This is a genomic window from Sorangium sp. So ce296, assembly GCF_051529605.1.
Taxonomy (GTDB): domain Bacteria; phylum Myxococcota_A; class Polyangia; order Polyangiales; family Polyangiaceae; genus Sorangium; species Sorangium cellulosum_D.
The window spans coordinates 3856209-3872456 of sequence record NZ_CP150325.1 but is presented as its reverse complement, the minus strand read 5'-3'; the positions used below and the strand labels follow the sequence as shown (position 1 = coordinate 3872456).

General features: G+C 72.1%; 11 protein-coding genes and 1 pseudogene. 7 read left to right on the top strand and 5 right to left on the bottom strand.

Annotated elements, in window-relative coordinates:
• Positions 1-175 precede the first annotated feature (175 nt).
• From WME98_RS14535 to WME98_RS14525, 3 genes are all read right to left on the bottom strand, one after another.
• A complete protein-coding gene (locus WME98_RS14535) occupies positions 176-760 on the bottom strand; it encodes a DUF4276 family protein (protein WP_437951844.1) in 585 nt (194 codons plus the stop codon).
• On the bottom strand, positions 757-1512 hold the full coding sequence (locus WME98_RS14530; RefSeq protein WP_437953984.1) for an AAA family ATPase: 756 nt from the start codon (positions 1510-1512) through the stop codon (positions 757-759). Before WME98_RS14530 ends, WME98_RS14535 begins: the two co-directional genes overlap by 4 nt.
• A 785-nt stretch (positions 1513-2297) precedes the next feature.
• Positions 2298-3401: an IS1 family transposase gene (locus WME98_RS14525; protein ID WP_437951843.1), complete on the bottom strand. Its 1104-nt coding sequence runs from the start codon at positions 3399-3401 to the stop codon at positions 2298-2300.
• 898 nt (positions 3402-4299) lie between these two features.
• On the opposite strand from WME98_RS14525, the gene WME98_RS14520 reads away from it, so the two are divergent.
• The 7 genes from WME98_RS14520 to WME98_RS14490 all read left to right on the top strand — a co-directional run bounded on the left by WME98_RS14520 (position 4300) and on the right by WME98_RS14490 (position 15313).
• Positions 4300-5217, top strand: a complete 918-nt coding sequence (locus tag WME98_RS14520) for a hypothetical protein (RefSeq protein ID WP_437951842.1) — start codon at positions 4300-4302, stop codon at positions 5215-5217.
• Between the two features lie 163 nt (positions 5218-5380).
• The gene (locus WME98_RS14515; protein ID WP_437951841.1) at positions 5381-10942 is read left to right on the top strand and encodes a hypothetical protein; all 5562 of its coding nucleotides are present in this window, start codon (positions 5381-5383) and stop codon (positions 10940-10942) included.
• Positions 10943-11100: 158 nt separating this feature from the next.
• The gene (locus tag WME98_RS14510; RefSeq protein WP_437951840.1) at positions 11101-11940 is read left to right on the top strand and encodes a hypothetical protein; all 840 of its coding nucleotides are present in this window, start codon (positions 11101-11103) and stop codon (positions 11938-11940) included.
• Positions 11941-12267: 327 nt separating this feature from the next.
• Positions 12268-13503 carry a GDSL-type esterase/lipase family protein gene (locus tag WME98_RS14505; protein WP_437951839.1) on the top strand — a complete coding sequence of 412 codons (1236 nt, stop codon included), beginning with the start codon at positions 12268-12270 and terminating at the stop codon, positions 13501-13503.
• Positions 13504-13757: 254 nt separating this feature from the next.
• Positions 13758-13892 (top strand): hypothetical protein, encoded by a 135-nt coding sequence (locus tag WME98_RS14500; RefSeq protein WP_437951838.1) that lies wholly within the window; start codon positions 13758-13760, stop codon positions 13890-13892.
• Positions 13893-14507: 615 nt separating this feature from the next.
• Positions 14508-14663, top strand: coding sequence for a hypothetical protein (locus WME98_RS14495; RefSeq protein ID WP_437951837.1), 156 nt, complete (start codon positions 14508-14510; stop codon positions 14661-14663).
• Between the two features lie 284 nt (positions 14664-14947).
• A complete protein-coding gene (locus WME98_RS14490) occupies positions 14948-15313 on the top strand; it encodes an SUMF1/EgtB/PvdO family nonheme iron enzyme (protein ID WP_437951836.1) in 366 nt (121 codons plus the stop codon).
• Here the strand turns inward: WME98_RS14490 and WME98_RS14485 are convergent.
• Both WME98_RS14485 and WME98_RS14480 read right to left on the bottom strand, forming a co-directional pair.
• Positions 15298-15456: pseudogene (locus WME98_RS14485) on the bottom strand (glycoside hydrolase family 3 C-terminal domain-containing protein); the annotation flags it as partial. The gene WME98_RS14490 and the pseudogene WME98_RS14485 sit on opposite strands and share 16 nt — an antisense overlap.
• A gap of 106 nt (positions 15457-15562) precedes the next feature.
• Complete coding sequence (locus tag WME98_RS14480) at positions 15563-16123, bottom strand: hypothetical protein (RefSeq protein ID WP_437951835.1); 561 nt, start codon at positions 16121-16123, stop codon at positions 15563-15565.
• Positions 16124-16248: the final 125 nt, after the last annotated feature.

Sequence of the window (16248 nt, the reverse complement as noted above, 5' to 3'; positions counted from 1 at the left end):
CCATCGCGCATCGAGCGCCGCACCCCGGGCGAAGTCTTGCGCGAGATCGCAGTGGTCGTGCAGATACTGGGCAGCGAGTAGGTCGTCTCTTGTCTCGCCACCGCTCTCACCCACAAAACCGGTGCATCAGAGGCGCCATTCCCGATCGAGGATCCAGTGAACCCTACGATGGGCGTCACTGAGATCCGCAAACCTGCAGAGCAAAATCACGCAGCTCCCGGAATGAGCGGCATTTTCGAGCACACAGCTCTATATCCAGATATTCGGCAAGGCGCCAGTTGTCATTTGTAGAATAAACCGGCTTGTAATGCGCTTTCCACGAAAGATCGCGCAACGCCTCTTTGGGCTTTCGGACATTCTCGGGCGACACGACGGCCCTTCCAACCCCTTTTCCGACAAGATCAAGCACGCGTTGATCCGCCCAAAACCACGCCTCCAACTCCTCCACTGGAATACATATCAGCCGGAGGACACCAGACGGAACCGAGATGCTCTCTAAACCGGCACGCAACCCGGCCTCATCGTTTAGCTGACCATTCGCTGGATTCCGATCCAAATCGTGCACCAGAACTATGGCGCCGCACCCCTTGTCCCGAAGCTCCGCCATAAAGCCACGAGCAGATCTGCGGAGCGCAGCACAGCCACCTTTACTGGGCGCGCGCACCCGCACATCGACCTGTTCGGAGACTATGCGCCTGATGAGCACCTTAACAGTTCGACAATCGGTATCATCTTCACCAAGCACACCGATCGCATTCATTCCAGGCCCCTCGAGTACACGTAATCTGAAAGACTAAGGCTTTCGTTCAAATAGCGCACAACACGAGAGATCTCTTCATCAGACAGCCGCTGCACACTCGTTACGCCATTGGTGCGCTCAACAAAGCGGACATCGCTCGGGGCCACCCAATCAACAACCAAAGGTGAGTGCGTAGATACCACAAACTGGCGATCTACCGCATGCGCATCGATCTCCGCCAGCAGCCTCCGCAGCAACCCTGGATGAATACCCGTCTCAGGCTCCTCTATCATGACAAACTTCGACTTTGGATCAACAATCGATACAAGTATCTCGGCAACACGAAGAACGCCGTCAGACAAAAGACCACAATTTACGCCGTCGACCAACAGCTCCGCCGACGCTGTTGCACCAGAGTCACCCTCCAACTCCGAATGCTCCTCTATCTTTACAGCGAGATCCCGCAGCACCTCGAGCCGCCGAGCGATATCGAGAAATTGCTGAAACAGTTCTGGCCTGTTTTCGTACCAAGACACAAGCGACGCAGATACCCTATTCAGTCGATGATCTGACTGCCCGGATTCATCTCGCTCTGCCCCTGGCCTTGGCCTCATCTTCGTCAGAAACAGCTCCCTTCGGACGCCTCGATATCGTGGAAGCCCCGCCTGAATTAGGCGTATACCGTCGAGTGCCTTGCGAACCTGCTCAGCCTCCCAAGGCGTTGAAGCGGGAAGGTCCCCACGCAAACTCAGGATCCCAGTACCAGGTGGCATTGGCATGGATGTCCCATCCAGGAAATCCGCCCTGTTGTTCGCAACCAACCACAAGCACTTTGACTGTCCTGTATAGCAGCACCGTTCTTCCCACTGCACGACGCTGTCTTCATATTCGTCCGAATCACGCCTATGTCTATACTCCCAATGGTACGAGTACGAGACAGGCGTCCCTCCCAGATTAAAGTCAAAGCGCATGTTGCCTGGACCGAGTACCGAAACAGTCGGCTTCCATGCGGCCGAAAGTGCCGCATTTCGAATATTTTCAAGCAAAATCGACTTTCCAGCGCCGTTTCTTCCGACAAGCACAGTTCGTTCAGAGTCGAACTGAACACACAGATCGGCTCCAGCGACCGACCAATTTTCCATGTAGACAGAAGTGATTCGGTTTGTGGGCGGATCGTTCGACTGCTTGAGCCCTGCCGCGTCGTCCATGCCTGGCGCGTATCACGCCAGGCGTGCCACGTCGATATGCTGGAGCGCGCGCCGCAGGGATCTTCGGCTCGTGGTCCGGCCGAGCACCTCGAGCGCGCTCCGCGTCCGCCGCGCCATCAAGAGCCCGCACCGCGCCACCCCGCTCCGGCGCGGGCGCCTCGCGCGCCGCGCACCTCGACCCCGTGGCCCCGTGCCGCGCACCTCGACCCCGGCGATCGCGCCGCCGCGAACCCGCACCCGTTCCCAGCACGCCGCCGACCCCACGGGCGCCGAACTCGCCGCGGGGTCGTCGGGGGGCTGGCGAGCCCGTCGAGCCCGTGCGTTGCAGACGCACACCGCCGAGCACTGCTTCAACGCTCAGTATTATCAAACAAGCTCAACTGCACCATCCTGCGCGGCCCCGGCGCCGGCGGCGGCTCTGACGGCGGAAGCTCCGGCTCCGGCTGAGCCGCTATGGGCGCCACGGGCGGCGGCTGCGGCGCCACGGGTGCGGGCGGCGCCGACCCGCCCGGCAGCACCCTGAGCCAGCCACGCCCGCCCGGGAGCTCCCGCGCCGGCCCCTCTGGCTTCGGGATGGCGAGCGGCTTCGGCTCCGGCTTCTCGCCCGGGGGCTCTGCTAGCGCGGCGACCATGAACTCCTCCAGCGTCCACACGTGGTCGGCGACGCCTGCCGCCATCGCCGGGGTGGCGCGCATGTTGCGCGGGATGTGGCAGAGGTTCGTGTGGACGTAGTGCAGCGCGATCGCGGCGCAGTGCCGCGAGAGCTTCTTCGAGAACGCGAGCGTGCGGCGCCTGAGCCGCGCGTTCCACTGCCGCGCGGTGAGGTTGCTTCGCTCGATGGCGTAGTTCGTCGCCTTCGCGGGGTTCGGCGTCCCGAACACGGCGCGCTTCTGGATGAAGTCCATGCCGCGCTCGACGGCAAACTTTTCCGACGTCCCCGGCTTGCCCCGGCGCGAGGAGAAGTTCTTGATGGTCTGCATGTACGGCACGGCGGGCCCGAAGGTCGCGGCGATGGGCTGCGCGTACAGGCCGAGCCCGTCGGTGGTGATCTGCGGCATGACCGTGAGCCGCGCGCGCACATGCTCGACCAGCGCATCGGCGCTCTCCTGGTCGCGCTTCCCGACGTGCCAGGCGATGATGAGCCTGCTGGTCCGGCAGATGGCCGCCCACGTCCACTGCTCGCCCACGGCCGCTGCGTCGTCCTTCGCGGCGTCCACCTTGTTCTGGCGCTTCCTGCACCACGAGTGCTGCTCGTCCAGGTCTACGAGCGGGCAGGTCAGGTCGCGCGCCAGCCGGTCATGGAGCCGCACGCAGCCCTCGCCGATGGCCTGCGCGAAGCGGCCGATCGTGTCCCGATGCACGCCGGTCATGCGCTCGGCTGCGCGGATGCTGGTTCCGTTCACGAGCGCGGCGAACACCTCTAGCCGCCGCTCCGCTGGGAGCACGTTCGCCATGGGCCTTGCACCTCTTCGGCGGCGGGCCCATGATCGCAGTGCGTCGTGCGACGGGTGGCCCACCATCCGGCGTTCCGCAGCCCTGTCGCGGGTACCAGCCGCGACAGGGCGCTTTGCCTGTGCAAGTGAGTATAACCCTTGTTTCCTGCGTCTCCAGCGCAGCTATGACAGCGGTTGTCCGAGCCATCTGCGCAGATCTAGCGTCGAACGCGGGCTTTTATGCTCAGTCAAGGGGAACGGCCGCGCCGTGTGACATGGTCCGTCCTAGAGGCAGTGGGACGCCTTGCCGGGGCGCGTGGACGGCTGCCGGATGCCGAGATCGCGTGGTGAGGGCAGGTGTGACAGAGGAAGGCAGATGCGGGGTTGCGCGGGGCCGCAGGCGTTCGCGCGGTCAAGAGGCCGAGGGCCCGTCTGTCCTAATTAGGACACCACCCGGCATCGATGCCGGAAGGGCGGTCGGACCGCCCCCGGGCGCGTGGTATCGATGCCGGAAGGGCGGTCGGACCGCTCCCGGGCGCGTGGTATCGATGCCGGAAGGGCGGTCGGACCGCTCCCGGGCGCGCGGTATCGATGCCGGAAGGGCGGTCGGACCGCTCCCGGGCGCGCGGTATCGATGCCGGAAGGGCGGTCGGACCGCTCCCGGGCGCGCGGTATCGATGCCGGAAGGGCGGTCGGACCGCTCCCGGGCGCGCGGTATCGATGCCGGAAGGGCGGTCGGACCGCTCCCCGGTGCCTGGATCGATGTCGGAGGGGCGCTCGGACCGGTCCGCCGAGGCCGTTCGCGATCCCGGAGGGCGGTCGGACCGGCCGAGAGTGCCCTGCGCCTCGCGGCAGACCGCCGCCGCAGCCGGCCGCCGAAACGGTGATGCATCCTCGTGCATGCCCGGAATCCACGGGCATGCGACCCAAGTATCCCATTCAGCCTCCCGAGATCCTGTCCTGCCCCACGGCGCCCGCGCAGCCCGGACCGCTCGCTCACGCCCATCGAGGCCCCGCCGCCGCGTCCTCCTCGGCGCCCCCACCTCCTCCGGACCCCGCCGCGCCGGTCCTCCCCGCGACGCGCTCCGACCCGCGCGGGCCGTTCCGCGCCGCGCAGGTCCGGCCAGGCGATCCGTACGAGCTGTCCCATGGACACCCTATCTTCTGCCTGCCCAGCGGCGGGCGCGCCTCGAGCGCCCACCTGCTCGGCAGCGCGGTCGTCGCCTGGGATCCCGCCGTCCGCGAGGCCGGCATCGGCACCGGCTACGGCCCTGCGCCCGAGCTGCTCCGCGCGCCGCACGTGGCCGTGGGCAACGTGCCCGACACGCCGGGGTGGGCGCCGGGCGCGCCGGCGCTGGCCATCGCGTACGCCGACCTCGGCGACGACGAGGCGCGCCTCACGCAGAAGATCCACGACCTCCTGGCCGCCGGGACGCGCTGGGTCTGGGTCGTCCGCCTCGAAGCCCCGCGCCACGTCGAGGTGCACGCGCCCGGCGCGCCGCCGCGGCGCGCGCTCCCGGGAGAGCTGCTGCAGGCGCCCGGCGTGCTGCAGAATCCGCTCCACGTCGAGGCGCTCTACGATCGCGCCGCAGCGCAGCAGGCCGCCCTCGCCAACTTGCTGCAGCGCGAGGGCCACGCGAGCCTCTCGTCGCTCCGCGAGAGAAGCCTCCGCGAGGGCCGCACGGAGGGGCTCCAGCAGGGGGTCAGGGACGTGTGCGAGGTGCTCGGCATCACGCTGTCGCCCGACGACGAGGCGTCGCTGCTCGAGCTCGACGCCGCGGCGCTCGCAGCGCTGCTGGAGCGCCTGAAGCGCGAGCGGCGCTGGCCCCCGCCGTAGGCCCCGGAGCGCTTCCCCCTGCGGCCGCCGCGGCCCGCCTCGCCACCGCGAGGGCCGGCGCGCGCCCGCCGATCGCGCGCTTGCGCTCGACGCCGGAAATCGGTTAGCCCGGTACCTCACGGCGCACGGGGCGCACGGTGGGCATGGTGCAAGGGTAATCGCCGTGGATCTCGACGCCTTGGCCGCGTCCGCCGCCCGCCGCGCGCTGCTCGGCGCGGCGCTCGCCCTCGCCCTCGGCGCGGCCCCCGGCGCCCCGGGCGCGCGCGAGGCCGCGGCCGCAGAGCCGCTCGCCTGGGTGCCGCCGGACAGCGCGCGGGTCGTCTCGTGGAGCAACGGTCCGCAGCAGGCCGCGCCTGCTCCGGAGGGGACGCCCGCCGCGCCCATCGCCGCCGATCCGACCGGGCCGATCGCGCTCACGGCGGGGCAGCTGCTCCTCGTGCCCGTGGAGCCCGGCGACCGGCTGGAGGTGCGCGGCGAGGTCGCGGGCATCGGCCTCGGCTCGGGCATCGGAGACACGCCCGACGCGATCACGTGGATGCCGCTGCCCCCTCTCAGGCAGGGCGCGCGCGACGTCGCGGTGCCGGCCTGGTCGAGCGCGCGCTTCGTCGCCGTGCGCGCGGCCGTCTCGCGCGGCGCGGAGAGCGCGCCGGTCGCGGTGCGGGTCGCCGCGCGCGAGAGCGCGCCGCTCGCCTGGTACCGCCTCGACGAGGACGTCGCCGCCTGGCTCGGCGGCCGCGCGCCCGCGCCGGCCACCGCCCCCGGCGAGGCCGCCGCGCTGCTCCGGTGGGTCGACGCCGCGCGCGCCGCGCTGTCCGCGCCGGGCGCCTCCGGCGCGAAGGCCGCGCCGAGGGCCGCAGGGGCACCCGCCGCGCCGGGCGCCTCAGGCGCGCCGGCCGCGCCGGCCCCCGCGCCCCTCGCGCCCGACGCGGCGGCATGGCTCACCGCGCGCTACCTCGAGGAATCGCTGCTCCTCCGGCCGCTCATCGAGCCGTACTTCGTCGCGAGGGAGGTCGAGCTGCGCGGAGGCCGCGAAGGCCCCGACCTCCCGGCCCTCGAGCGCGCCACGCCCTGGCGGTCGCTCGGGGCCGGCGGGCGGCTCGGGCTCCACGCGCCCGGCGCGGACGTGCTGCGCATCGCCCTCCGGCCGCGCGCCTACGGCGCGACGCGCGTCGTGGTCCGCGCCGGCGGCGCCGTCGTGCGCGAGCTCGCGTGGCGCACCGGGGCCCGGCTCGCGGACGCCGCGCGCTGGCGAGAGCCGCGGTGGATCCGGGTGCCGCTCCCGGTCGACGCGCGCGCGGCGACCGTCGAGGTCGTCGAGGGGGAGATCGCCGTCGCCGCCAGCGGCTACCGGCAGTGCGCCGGCGTCGCCGAGCTCCTCGCGCCGCAGCGCGACCGCGCCGCGCTGCTCGACCGCGCCGCGCAGCGCGGCCCCGCCGGCGATCGCGCGCCGGCCCACGCCGAGGCGCCGCGGCTCCTCGCCGCCGCCGATCGGACCGCCGCGCCGGGCGCCGCGAAGGCCGCGGTCGACCTCGCGACCCGGCCGGCCGTGCCGCCGCCGCTGCGGGCGCTCCTCCTCGCCGAGGCCGTCCGGTGGGCGCCCTCTCCCGGCGCGGCGTTCGCGCGCGCAGCGCAGGCCTATGCGGCGGCGCAGGCCGTGCCGGCGGCGACCGCCGTTCCCCTGCAGCGCGCCGTCCTCGTGCGCCTCGCCGCGGCGCGCGCGGACGCCGGCGCCGGGGCTGCGCCCTGGTCGCCGGCCGGCGGCGCGCCGGTACCGGCCGGCGACGCGCGGGCACCGGCCGGCGACGCGCGGGCACCGGCCGGCGGCGCGCCGCCGCGTGATCGCGCCGCTGGCGCGCACCCGGACGACGTCGCGGCCGTGTCCGCGCTCAGCGCGGCCCTCCCGCCGCCGCTCGATGGCCGCCGGCCGGTGGGAGCGCCGCTCGCGGAGCGCTACGCGCTCGGTCACGGCGACATCGAGAGCGCGGCGCCGCTCGCGCGCACCACCTGGGCGCGCGAGGCCCCGTGGGACGCGCTCGACATCCCCGAGGGCGTGATCGCGTGGAGCTCGATCGCGCCGCCGCGCGACGCGCCCCCGCCCGGAGGCGCCGGCGCATCGCAGAGCGCCGCCGCGGACGCGCTCTGCGACGTGAACGCGGAATCCGGGCTCCGCTGGACGCTCCTCGACACGCCGCGCGCCCGGCTCGAGGTCGAGGCGCCTCCGGACGCCCACGCGCGGGTGCTCCTCCGGAGCGCCGCGAGCGAGGTGGTCCCCGAGTCGTCGGTGCTCATCGACGGCACGCCGGCCGCGGTGCACGGCGGCGCCGGGCTCACCTCGGTCGTCGCGGTGGCGCCCGGGGTGCGCGTCTTCGAGCGGCCGGCGGGCGCGCCGCCGGTGCTCGCGCGCATCCCGCGCAGCGGGCGCGCTCCCTGCGCGTCGCTGCGCGAGATCATGCAGTGGGCCTGGGTCGACGGCGCCGTGACCTTCGCGCTCCCCGACCCGGAGCGCGCCACGGTGGCGCGCGTAGTCCTCGCGCCGGCCGCCGTGATGGGCGAGGCGGCGGGATCGTCCGGTGCGCAAGGCGCCGCGGCGCGAGCTCCTCAGGCCGCCGCCGCGCCGCCCGCCGCCGCGCCGCCCGCCGGCGCCGGCGACGCCCGCGTGCTGCGCGTCAGCGTCGGCGCCGCCGTCCACGAGGCCTGGGTGCGCGCGGGCGCCACGGGCGCGATCGAGATCCCGGTCCCCGCCGGCGCCGGCGAGCTGCGCGTCGAGACCGCCGCGCCCGCGCTGCTCCGCGCGGCCGTGCGCCTGCACCCGGCCGCGCCCGCCGAGCCGCGCGTCGTCACGCCGGCGCGCCCGCCGTCCGGCGCGCCCGTCGACGGCACGCTCGAGCAGATCCGGCTCGCCACGCGCGCCCTCCGCAATGCGCCAGCGGCCTCGCGGGCGCGCGCGACGCTCCGCGCGGAGCGGGCGGCGTCGCTCGAGGCCCTCGGCTTCCCGGCGCTCGCCGCGCTCGATCGCGCCATCGAGGTCGACCCCGGGGACGCCGGACAGCTCCCGGGCGCGCCGGCCGCGGGCGCGCCGCCGTCGACCGTGTTCTCCCTGCCGCCGGGCAGCCCGCCGGCCGTCCCGCTCGGCCTGCCCGCGCGCGTGCCGCCGCTGCCCCTGCCCGACGACCCCGCGCCCCTCGCTACCGCGCGCGCCGCGCGCATCGCCGGCGATCCGCGCCGCGGCGTCGCGCTGCTCGCCGGCCCCGCGGGCGGCAGCTCGGGCGCGGACGCGCTCCTGCTCGGCCTCCTCGCCGAGCGCGCCGGCGAGGCGCGGATCGCCGCCGACGCCTTCACCCGGATCGGGCTCGCCCACCGCTCCTCCGCCGCGCTCGCCCGCGCCGCGAACCTCGCCACCGACGTGGCTGCCGCCGCCCCGGCGCCCGATCGGCGGCTCACCCTGCGCGCCCTCGCGCTCGCCGAGCTCGCCCTACAGGCGGCCGCCCGCGAGGCTTCCGCGGGCCAGGACGCCTCGGCCCTCGGGAACGCCGCGCCCGCGCCCTCCGGGAACGCCGCGCCCGCGCCCTCCGGGAACGCCGCGCCCGCGGCCTCCGGGAGCACCGCGCCCGCGCCCTCCGCGAGCGCCGCGCCCCGCCCCGCCGCCGCGCCTCCCGCCGGCCCCGCCTCGGCCGCGCCGTCGCCGCCGCTCCAGCTCCCGCCGGCCGCCCTCGCGCGTCTTTCCCCGGTGACCGGCTGGAACGTGCCGCCGCGCGCCGACGCCACGGCCGGCACGGCCACGCTCGAGATCCGGGCCAGGGCCGAGCGCGATCTGCCGCTCCGCGTGCGGGTGCGGCGCGCGCTCGTCGACGCGCCGGAGGCGTCGCTCCTCATCACGGACGGCGCGCGCGCCGAGTTCCGGCTCGACCGGGCTGCGCCGGGCGCGATCGTGCTCGACGGCGCCTGCCGGTCGCTCGACCGCGAGGAGACGCCCTGCGCGTTCTCGATCGCGCTCGACGGCGCGCCGGTCGCGTGCTCCGCGGCGTCCGCGCCGATGGCCGATCGCTGCGTCGTGGAGGTGCCCAGGGGCAGCCACCGCATCGAGGCGCGGCCGCCGGCGGACCGGAGCGTCCTCGGCTGGATCCGCGCGACCGCGGCCGGAGCGGCGCAGCCGTTCTCGGGCCGCGTTCTTTCGACCTGGAACGACATCGATCCCGACCGCCCCCTGGAGCTCGCGTTCGTCGGCCCGACCGTGGTGCGCATCCGCGCCCGCGCCGCCTACGAGTGCGTCGCCTCGCCCCGCGCGCGCGCCGCGCCCGCGGACGATCCGGCTTGCCACCCCGAGGTCGCCGCGGCCACGCCCGCCGGCCAGCTGCGCTTCTCGGTGGCGCCGCTCGACGGCGCGGCCGCGCCCGGCGCTGCCGGCAGCGGCGCGGCCGGCGCCGCTGCCGGCGTTCCCCCCGGCGCGGCCGGCGGCGCCCCGCCCGGCGTGCTGGAGGAGGGAACCCTCGCGCTCGACCCCTCGGAGGACCGCGAGGCGCGCCGCCTCGGCGTCACGCGCGAGCCGTTCTTCTGGCTCGGTGGCGAGGTCGAGTCCCGCGTCGCCGTCCTCGCCGAGGGCCCGCACGTGCTGCGCGTCGCCTCGCCCGGCGGCAGGGCGCTGCTCCGCGTCGAGCTCGCCGTCGCCCACGGCGCGCCCCGGCCGCGCGTGCCGCCGCCCGCGCCGCCGCCGCCGTCGCCCCTCGCGCCCACCGAAGAGCGGCTCCGGCCCGCGCCCCCGGTGGGAGAGGACCCGGACGCCGGGCCGTTCTCCGTCGGCGGCTACGCCCGCCTCGTCGACGCCGAGCTCACGGAGGAAGATCTCCGCCTGCCGCTCCGCTTCCTCGAGCTCGGCGTCGACGTGCACCGCGAGCTCATCGAGCGGCGCGCCTGGGTCGCGGCCGCGGGGTTCGGGCGCCTGCGCGACGGTCCGGAGAGCTTCGGCGCGGAGGCGCGCTTCGACCTCGGCTCGCGCGGCTGGATCCCCGGCGCGGCGCTGAGCGGCCGCGTCGTGTTCCAGCCCGGCGCCAGCGACGCCGTGGGCGGCAGGGCGAGCGCGAGCGCGTTCTGGTCGATCCCGCTGGGCGAGCTCACCCTCTCGCCGTGGGCGGGCTTCACGTACCTCGCGGTCGACGAGTCGCTCCGGGGTTTCCCGGGCGCCGACAAGGACATCTTCACCCCGTACGCCGCCGAGCACCGGACGCAGGCCTCGCTCGGCGCGCGCCTCAGGCATCGGCCGTTCGTCGACGCGCTCGTCTCGGCGGGCACGTCGCTGCGGCTGAGCCCGGTGCCATCGACCCTCGATCGCATCGACGCGACGCTCGACCTCGACCTCCTCCCCGGCCGCGGGCTGTTCCCGTGGATCCAGCTCGGCTGGCTCGCGAGCTACCGGCCCGAGAACGAGACGCGCGACGAGGCCTTCTTGCGCGACGCGTTCACCGCGGGGCTCACGTTCTGGAGCTGGCTCTCGCGCGGACACCGCGTCTCGCTGGGCGCCGAGGGGACGTTCCTGTTCGACATCCCGAGCCCGGCGGAGACGTCACCGCGCCTGTCGGCGGTGCTCTTCGCCCGCTACGACTACACCGCCGGCCGCGGCCTGCGCGACTTCCCGCCGCAGTCGACGCCGTTCCGCGACCGGCAGGAAGAGGGGAGCGGGCTCATCGAGCGGGAGCGGCCCGCCGTCGAGCCGTCGTGGGAAGACCCGTAGAGCAGGGGCATCGATGCAGAGGACGGGCTCTGCGCCGGTGCCGCACGTCGGATACGTCTCGCACTCCGCGCGCCCGGGGGGGCGTCCGGTTTGTCACTCCCCCTGCTGTCCTGCGCCGCGTTACTCTCGGCGAGCGATGAGGCTTCTCGTCGAGACGTATGTCCGTTGAGCTGATCCAGCCCATCGTTCGCCAGACCACCGTTCTTATCGCCCAGCTGGCGACCTCGGGGGGCTGGCGTGCTCCCCTGGCCCAGCTCGCGGACCAGGTGTTCCAGGACCTCGCGACCGAGCTCGAGCGGCAAGGGGTCAGCCGCAAGGTGAGCGCCGACATGTTCGGTATGGGGCTGCGGAGCTATCAGCGCCGGGTCCGGCGGATCACGGAGAGCTCGGTGGAGCGGGGCCGCTCGCTCTGGGAGGCCGTGCTCGACTACATCCGCCGTCGGGGAATCACGCCGCGCGCCGAGATCCTGAGGGTGTTCGCCGCCGAGGACGATGTCCTGCTCCGCGGGGTGCTTTTTGATCTCTGCGAGAGCCGCCTGATCTTCCAGGCGGGGCAGGGGGCTCAGGTGGTGTATCGCGCGGTGTCCGACGAGGAGCTCGGCGCGCTGCGCGCGCTTCGCTCCGGCGAGGGCGTGGACGAGCTCGCCTGGGCGATCATCTATCGAGAAGGCCCGCTCACGCGCGACGAGCTGCTGCAGCGGACGCACATCGAGCGCGCGGAGCTCGACGCCGTCCTGGGGCGCCTCGTGGAATCGGCGCAGCAGGCGCCGAACGGCGCGAACATCACCTTTCTCGGCGCGGTCGGCACCTTCGAGAGGTGGGCCGAGCTGAACCAGTGCACGGGCTCGCCGAGCGCAGCAGACGAAAGCGGTTGCTCGACCTATTCGAGCTGCGCGGGCGGCGTGGAGGTGACGCTGTGCACCGAGCAGGGCGGCGGTGCGGCCTGGGGCAGCGCCGAGATCGGGTGGGCCACGCTGAAGCGGCATTCGCTGCCCTGAGCGAGGCACGAACGAGCGCCGGTCGAGGGCCGGGAGCGGCGCGCGGCGCTCGTCCTCGAGAGGGGATGGCGAGCGCGACGGCTTGCCGTGTCAGGTGATTCCTTCCGTGCTCTGCCGATCGCCAGGGTGGGTGAATCAGGGGTGTGGTCGGCATGCCGTCGAACTTGACTGGTGCACACCGTCACGATCGATAGAATGTCGACTGGGAATTCTAGACCTCCAACCTGACGGAGCGGCCGAGCTCGCAGGCGTAATCCCGAATTACTTATCCATCTTGAGCGGAAACCTGCGAATCGATCGGTCCAGACATGGAGAATTTTGATGCACATGAATCGCTTTCTTGGAGTTGTCTCTCTCTCGTTCGCGTGCAGCCTGCTCGCATGTGCGGTGGAGCCGGGTGCTCTGGAGGAGGACAGCGGCTCCCTCGAGTCCGGGGTGACCAGCCCGGACGGCATGATCGACGCGACGCTCACGATCCAGTCGCAGTGGGGCAGCGGGTACTGCGCGAACGTGACGGTCAAGAACCTGAGCCGCACCGCGGCCACCACGTCCTGGGGCATGGTCGTCGAGCTCGGCGGAACCACGGTGACCAACCTGTGGAACGCGCGCTCCACGCCCTCAGGCGGGCGGCTGAACGTCACCAACGAGGGCTACAACGGCGCGATCGCGAAGGGGGAGACAGCGTCGTGGGGGTTCTGCGCGAACGGCACCGGGCGGCCCACCATCGTGTCGGCCAGCAGCACCGGAGGCACGGGAGGCGCGACCACGTCCTCCTCGAGCAGCAGCTCGAGCTCGTCCTCTAGCGCCTCGGCGAGCAGCGGCGCTGGCGGCGCCGGCGGCTCGGGCGGCGCTGGCGGCTCGGGCGGCGCTGGCGGCGCTGGCGGCGCGGGCGGCGGCGCCACGACAGGAACAGGGGGCTCGAGCGCGTATTCGCCGTGCCCGACGAACGGGGATCCTTGCAAGATCCTGCCGCTGGGCGACTCCATCACGGATGGGGTCGGGGTGTCGGGCGGCGGCGGTTATCGGATCGAGCTGTTCAGGAAGGCGCTGGCCGCCGGCCAGAGCATCACGTTCACGGGCTCTCTGACGAACGGGCCGGCGACGGTCGACGGCGCTCCGTTTCCGCGGAAGCACGAGGGTCACAGCGGCTGGAAGATCAACCAGATCGCTGGCCTCGTGCCGGCGCCTTCGATGCAGGAGACCCCGCACATCGTGCTGCTCATGGCGGGGACCAACGACGTGTCGCAGAGCGACAACCTCGCCATGGCGCCGCAGCGGCTGGGCTCGCTCCTGGACAAGATCTTCGCCGCCGCCCCCAATGCGTTCGTGGTCGTAGCGAAGCTCATTCCGCTCAGCTTCAACAACGCCGCCGTCGTCGCGTACAACAACGCGCTGCCGTCGATCGTGGAAGCCCGGGCGTCGGCGGGGAAGCACGTGGTGCTGGTGGACATGCATACCGGGTTTCCGACGTCGGAGCTCGCGGACGGGGTGCACCCGAACGCGGCCGGCTATGCCCGCATGGCGAACCGATGGTACGACGCGATCGGCGACCTGCTGCCGTGAACTGCCGGCGCGCCCGGCCGCCGGCGACCGTCGAGCGCTGGCTCGGCGTCACGGCCGCCGCGACCCTGCCGTGAGCCCGGAGATCGCCCCCACGGGGCGCTGCGCTCGCCGCGCGTGCGGCCCGGCGAGCGCGCTCCGGTTCGCCTACTCGCCGAAGAAGCCGACGGCCTGATTGCCGAGCAGCTGCTGTCCCGCGGCGTTCGCGTGGCAGCTGTCGGCGGTCGTCCCCGCCCGAGCCGACCGAAAGAGCCGGGATGGATCACGATCAGCGTCGGATCGGCGGCCGCCTGCTTGGCGAGACGGTCCATGAGCTAGGGGGGATGACAAATCTGTCCAAGGGGGCCGACGACGATCTCGCCGTCTATTCGCGCGGGTCGCAGCGGCAATAGAACAAGGACGGTCGGACGCGAGCCGAGAGCCCTCGCAGGTCCTGACCAACGCCCCCTGACAGAAGGTGACGACGATGAATTCTCTTGTTCTTTCCCACCGATGGATGGTCCGCTGCGCCGTTGGGATAACCGCGCTCTGCCTCGGCGCTTGCGGTTCGGAGAGTGACCCGGTCGACGGTTCGGGGTCGGGAGACGCCACAACCGTAACCGCAGGGACGACGGGCACCGGCGGTCCCACGACCGGAGGTTCGACCAGTGGTGGGACAGGTGGAGGCGCCGGCACGGGCGACACCACCGCCGGCACCACCGGCACCGGCGGAGACGGCACCGGCGGCGCAGGGGCGGGCGGACCCGCGTCGGGGAGCACCGCGACCACGGGCGGCGCCGGCGGCACCACCGGAACGGGCGGTGCGGACGACGGCCTGCTCCCGACGGGAGACAACTCCGTCGCGTACACTGGCTGCTCGATGGCCAACAACATCGGCACTGGCTACAAGCGCGTCGGCGGCAGGATCATGTGGAACGCGGACAACTATCAAACGGGTGCCATGGTGGTCCAGAACTGGACGAGCGGGCGCCGGCGGCGCCGACTGGACCGACATGAAGGCGCAGGAGTTGGCCAACGACCCGACCGTCAACGAGAACATGAGCTACCTCGGGAAGTTCATCCTCAACAATGACGCGGGCGAGGTCAGCGACGGCTGCCACGCCAGCAGCCCGAAGGGCGAGAACGTGCTGGGAGAGCAGGCGAAGGCGTTCTTCGGGGGCTGATCGGAGCACAGGCTCAACGAGACCGAGCTTCGATGTCGACCGGCGCGCGCCATGCGTAGCTGCGCGCGCTCCGGTGGTGAGCCCTGCTCGTACGATGGGAGCAGGCATTGATCGGTGGATGATCCATAATTTCGCTTGCCCGTCCTTGTCACACCGTCGGTATCGCGTTCTTCGGGCTGCTGTTCTCGGCAGGTTGCACCGCGGGCGAGACGATCGCGAAGGACCGAAGCCGCGGCCACGCGGACGCTTGGGCTGGAACGGCGCCAAGCTGCGCCGGGCTCCCGGTGACCTGCGGGCCATCGGGGAACGAGGACTGCTGCGAGAGCCTGCTGGTCCCCGGCGGAACCTTCGCTCGAAGCTACGACGGCGTCGACTATTTGGACCGGAGCTGCCCGGCGACGGTGAGCGACTTCTACCTCGACAAATACGAGATCACCGTGGGCCGGTTCCGGGCGTTCGTGAACGCAGGCATGGGCACGCAGGCCAGCCCGCCTGGGGATGGCACGGGCGCACATCCGAAGATCCCAGGCTCTGGCTGGAGCTCGGCGTGGAACACCAAGCTGCCCCCGAACACGGCTGCCCTGAAGAACGCGCTGAGCTGCATCGTCCATCAGAGCTGGACGGACACGGCGGGGCCCTGGATCTCGTGATCTCCGAAGAGCACGTCGGCGACGCCGCCGCCCTCGCTGCCCGGCAGCCAGGCCGCGACGAACGCGTCCGACCGGTTGAGCTCCTTGTTGGTGTGGAGCGGGCGGCCCGACACGAACACCGTGACGATGGGCACGCTCGGCGCCTAGGCGCGGATGGTGTCGATGACGGCAAGGTCCTCGGGGTAGAGCTTGGCGTGCTCGAGCGTCTCGCCAGCGAGCGTGCCTCGAGCGACGTGCCTCGAGCGGCGCTCAGAAGTTCCAGCTGATCGAAGCGTCGTCCACGTAGACCTGCTCCCACGCTCCCGGTTGCGTCCCCAGCGTGACGCGCACCGTGATGTTCTTGGTGCACGCGTAAGTATTGTTGACCGTGTACTTGACCCAAGCCGCAGCGCCCACGCCCGAGTACGGCGTCGAACCGATATAGGTCCAACTTGCAGTGTCGATCATCTCGACCGAACCATGGTTGGCAAAGCCGTTGCCCCGCAGCCAGACGCTGGCCGAGCACGACGTCGGGGTCACTGTCGCCGTAAACGCCTTGTAAAATTGTAGCCAATCGGGCGCGCCGGCCGACGGCGAATAGTACAAATAGGCTATCGTTGAAGGCGAACGGGTCGAACTCCAGGTCGTTAAAAATGCCCCGCCTTCGGCCGAATTGCTGGCCCAAAATCCCCAACCGCCTGATTCTAGGTTGTCACTGATGGTGACGGTGGCCGCCATCGCGTCGTGCGCACTGCCGAGCGAGCTGCCGATGATCGCCAAGGCAGCAAACCCCATCCGAACGCCGTTCTTCGTGCTCGTAATGATCGACATGTTCGTGATCCTTTTCAATTCGATTTAATCAGCCGCAGCGCGGACAGGGAACCATAGGAAACTCGCCCGTGTTAAGCTCCGCGGGAATGGCGCCGGGCGAGCCGTCTTGCGCGCATCAGACGCCC

Bases quoted from the DNA above. Each gene is read 5' to 3' on its own strand.
- WME98_RS14535 (WP_437951844.1), bottom strand. From the start codon at position 760: ATGAATGCGATCGGTGTGCTTGGTGAAGATGATACCGATTGTCGAACT.
- WME98_RS14525 (WP_437951843.1), bottom strand. From the start codon at position 3,401: ATGGCGAACGTGCTCCCAGCGGAGCGGCGGCTAGAGGTGTTCGCCGCG.
- WME98_RS14530 (WP_437953984.1), bottom strand. From the start codon at position 1,512: ATGCCACCTGGTACTGGGATCCTGAGTTTGCGTGGGGACCTTCCCGCT.
- WME98_RS14510 (WP_437951840.1), top strand. From the start codon at position 11,101: ATGTCCGTTGAGCTGATCCAGCCCATCGTTCGCCAGACCACCGTTCTT.
- WME98_RS14520 (WP_437951842.1), top strand. From the start codon at position 4,300: ATGCGACCCAAGTATCCCATTCAGCCTCCCGAGATCCTGTCCTGCCCC.
- WME98_RS14500 (WP_437951838.1), top strand. From the start codon at position 13,758: ATGGATCACGATCAGCGTCGGATCGGCGGCCGCCTGCTTGGCGAGACG.
- WME98_RS14505 (WP_437951839.1), top strand. From the start codon at position 12,268: ATGAATCGCTTTCTTGGAGTTGTCTCTCTCTCGTTCGCGTGCAGCCTG.
- WME98_RS14480 (WP_437951835.1), bottom strand. From the start codon at position 16,123: ATGTCGATCATTACGAGCACGAAGAACGGCGTTCGGATGGGGTTTGCT.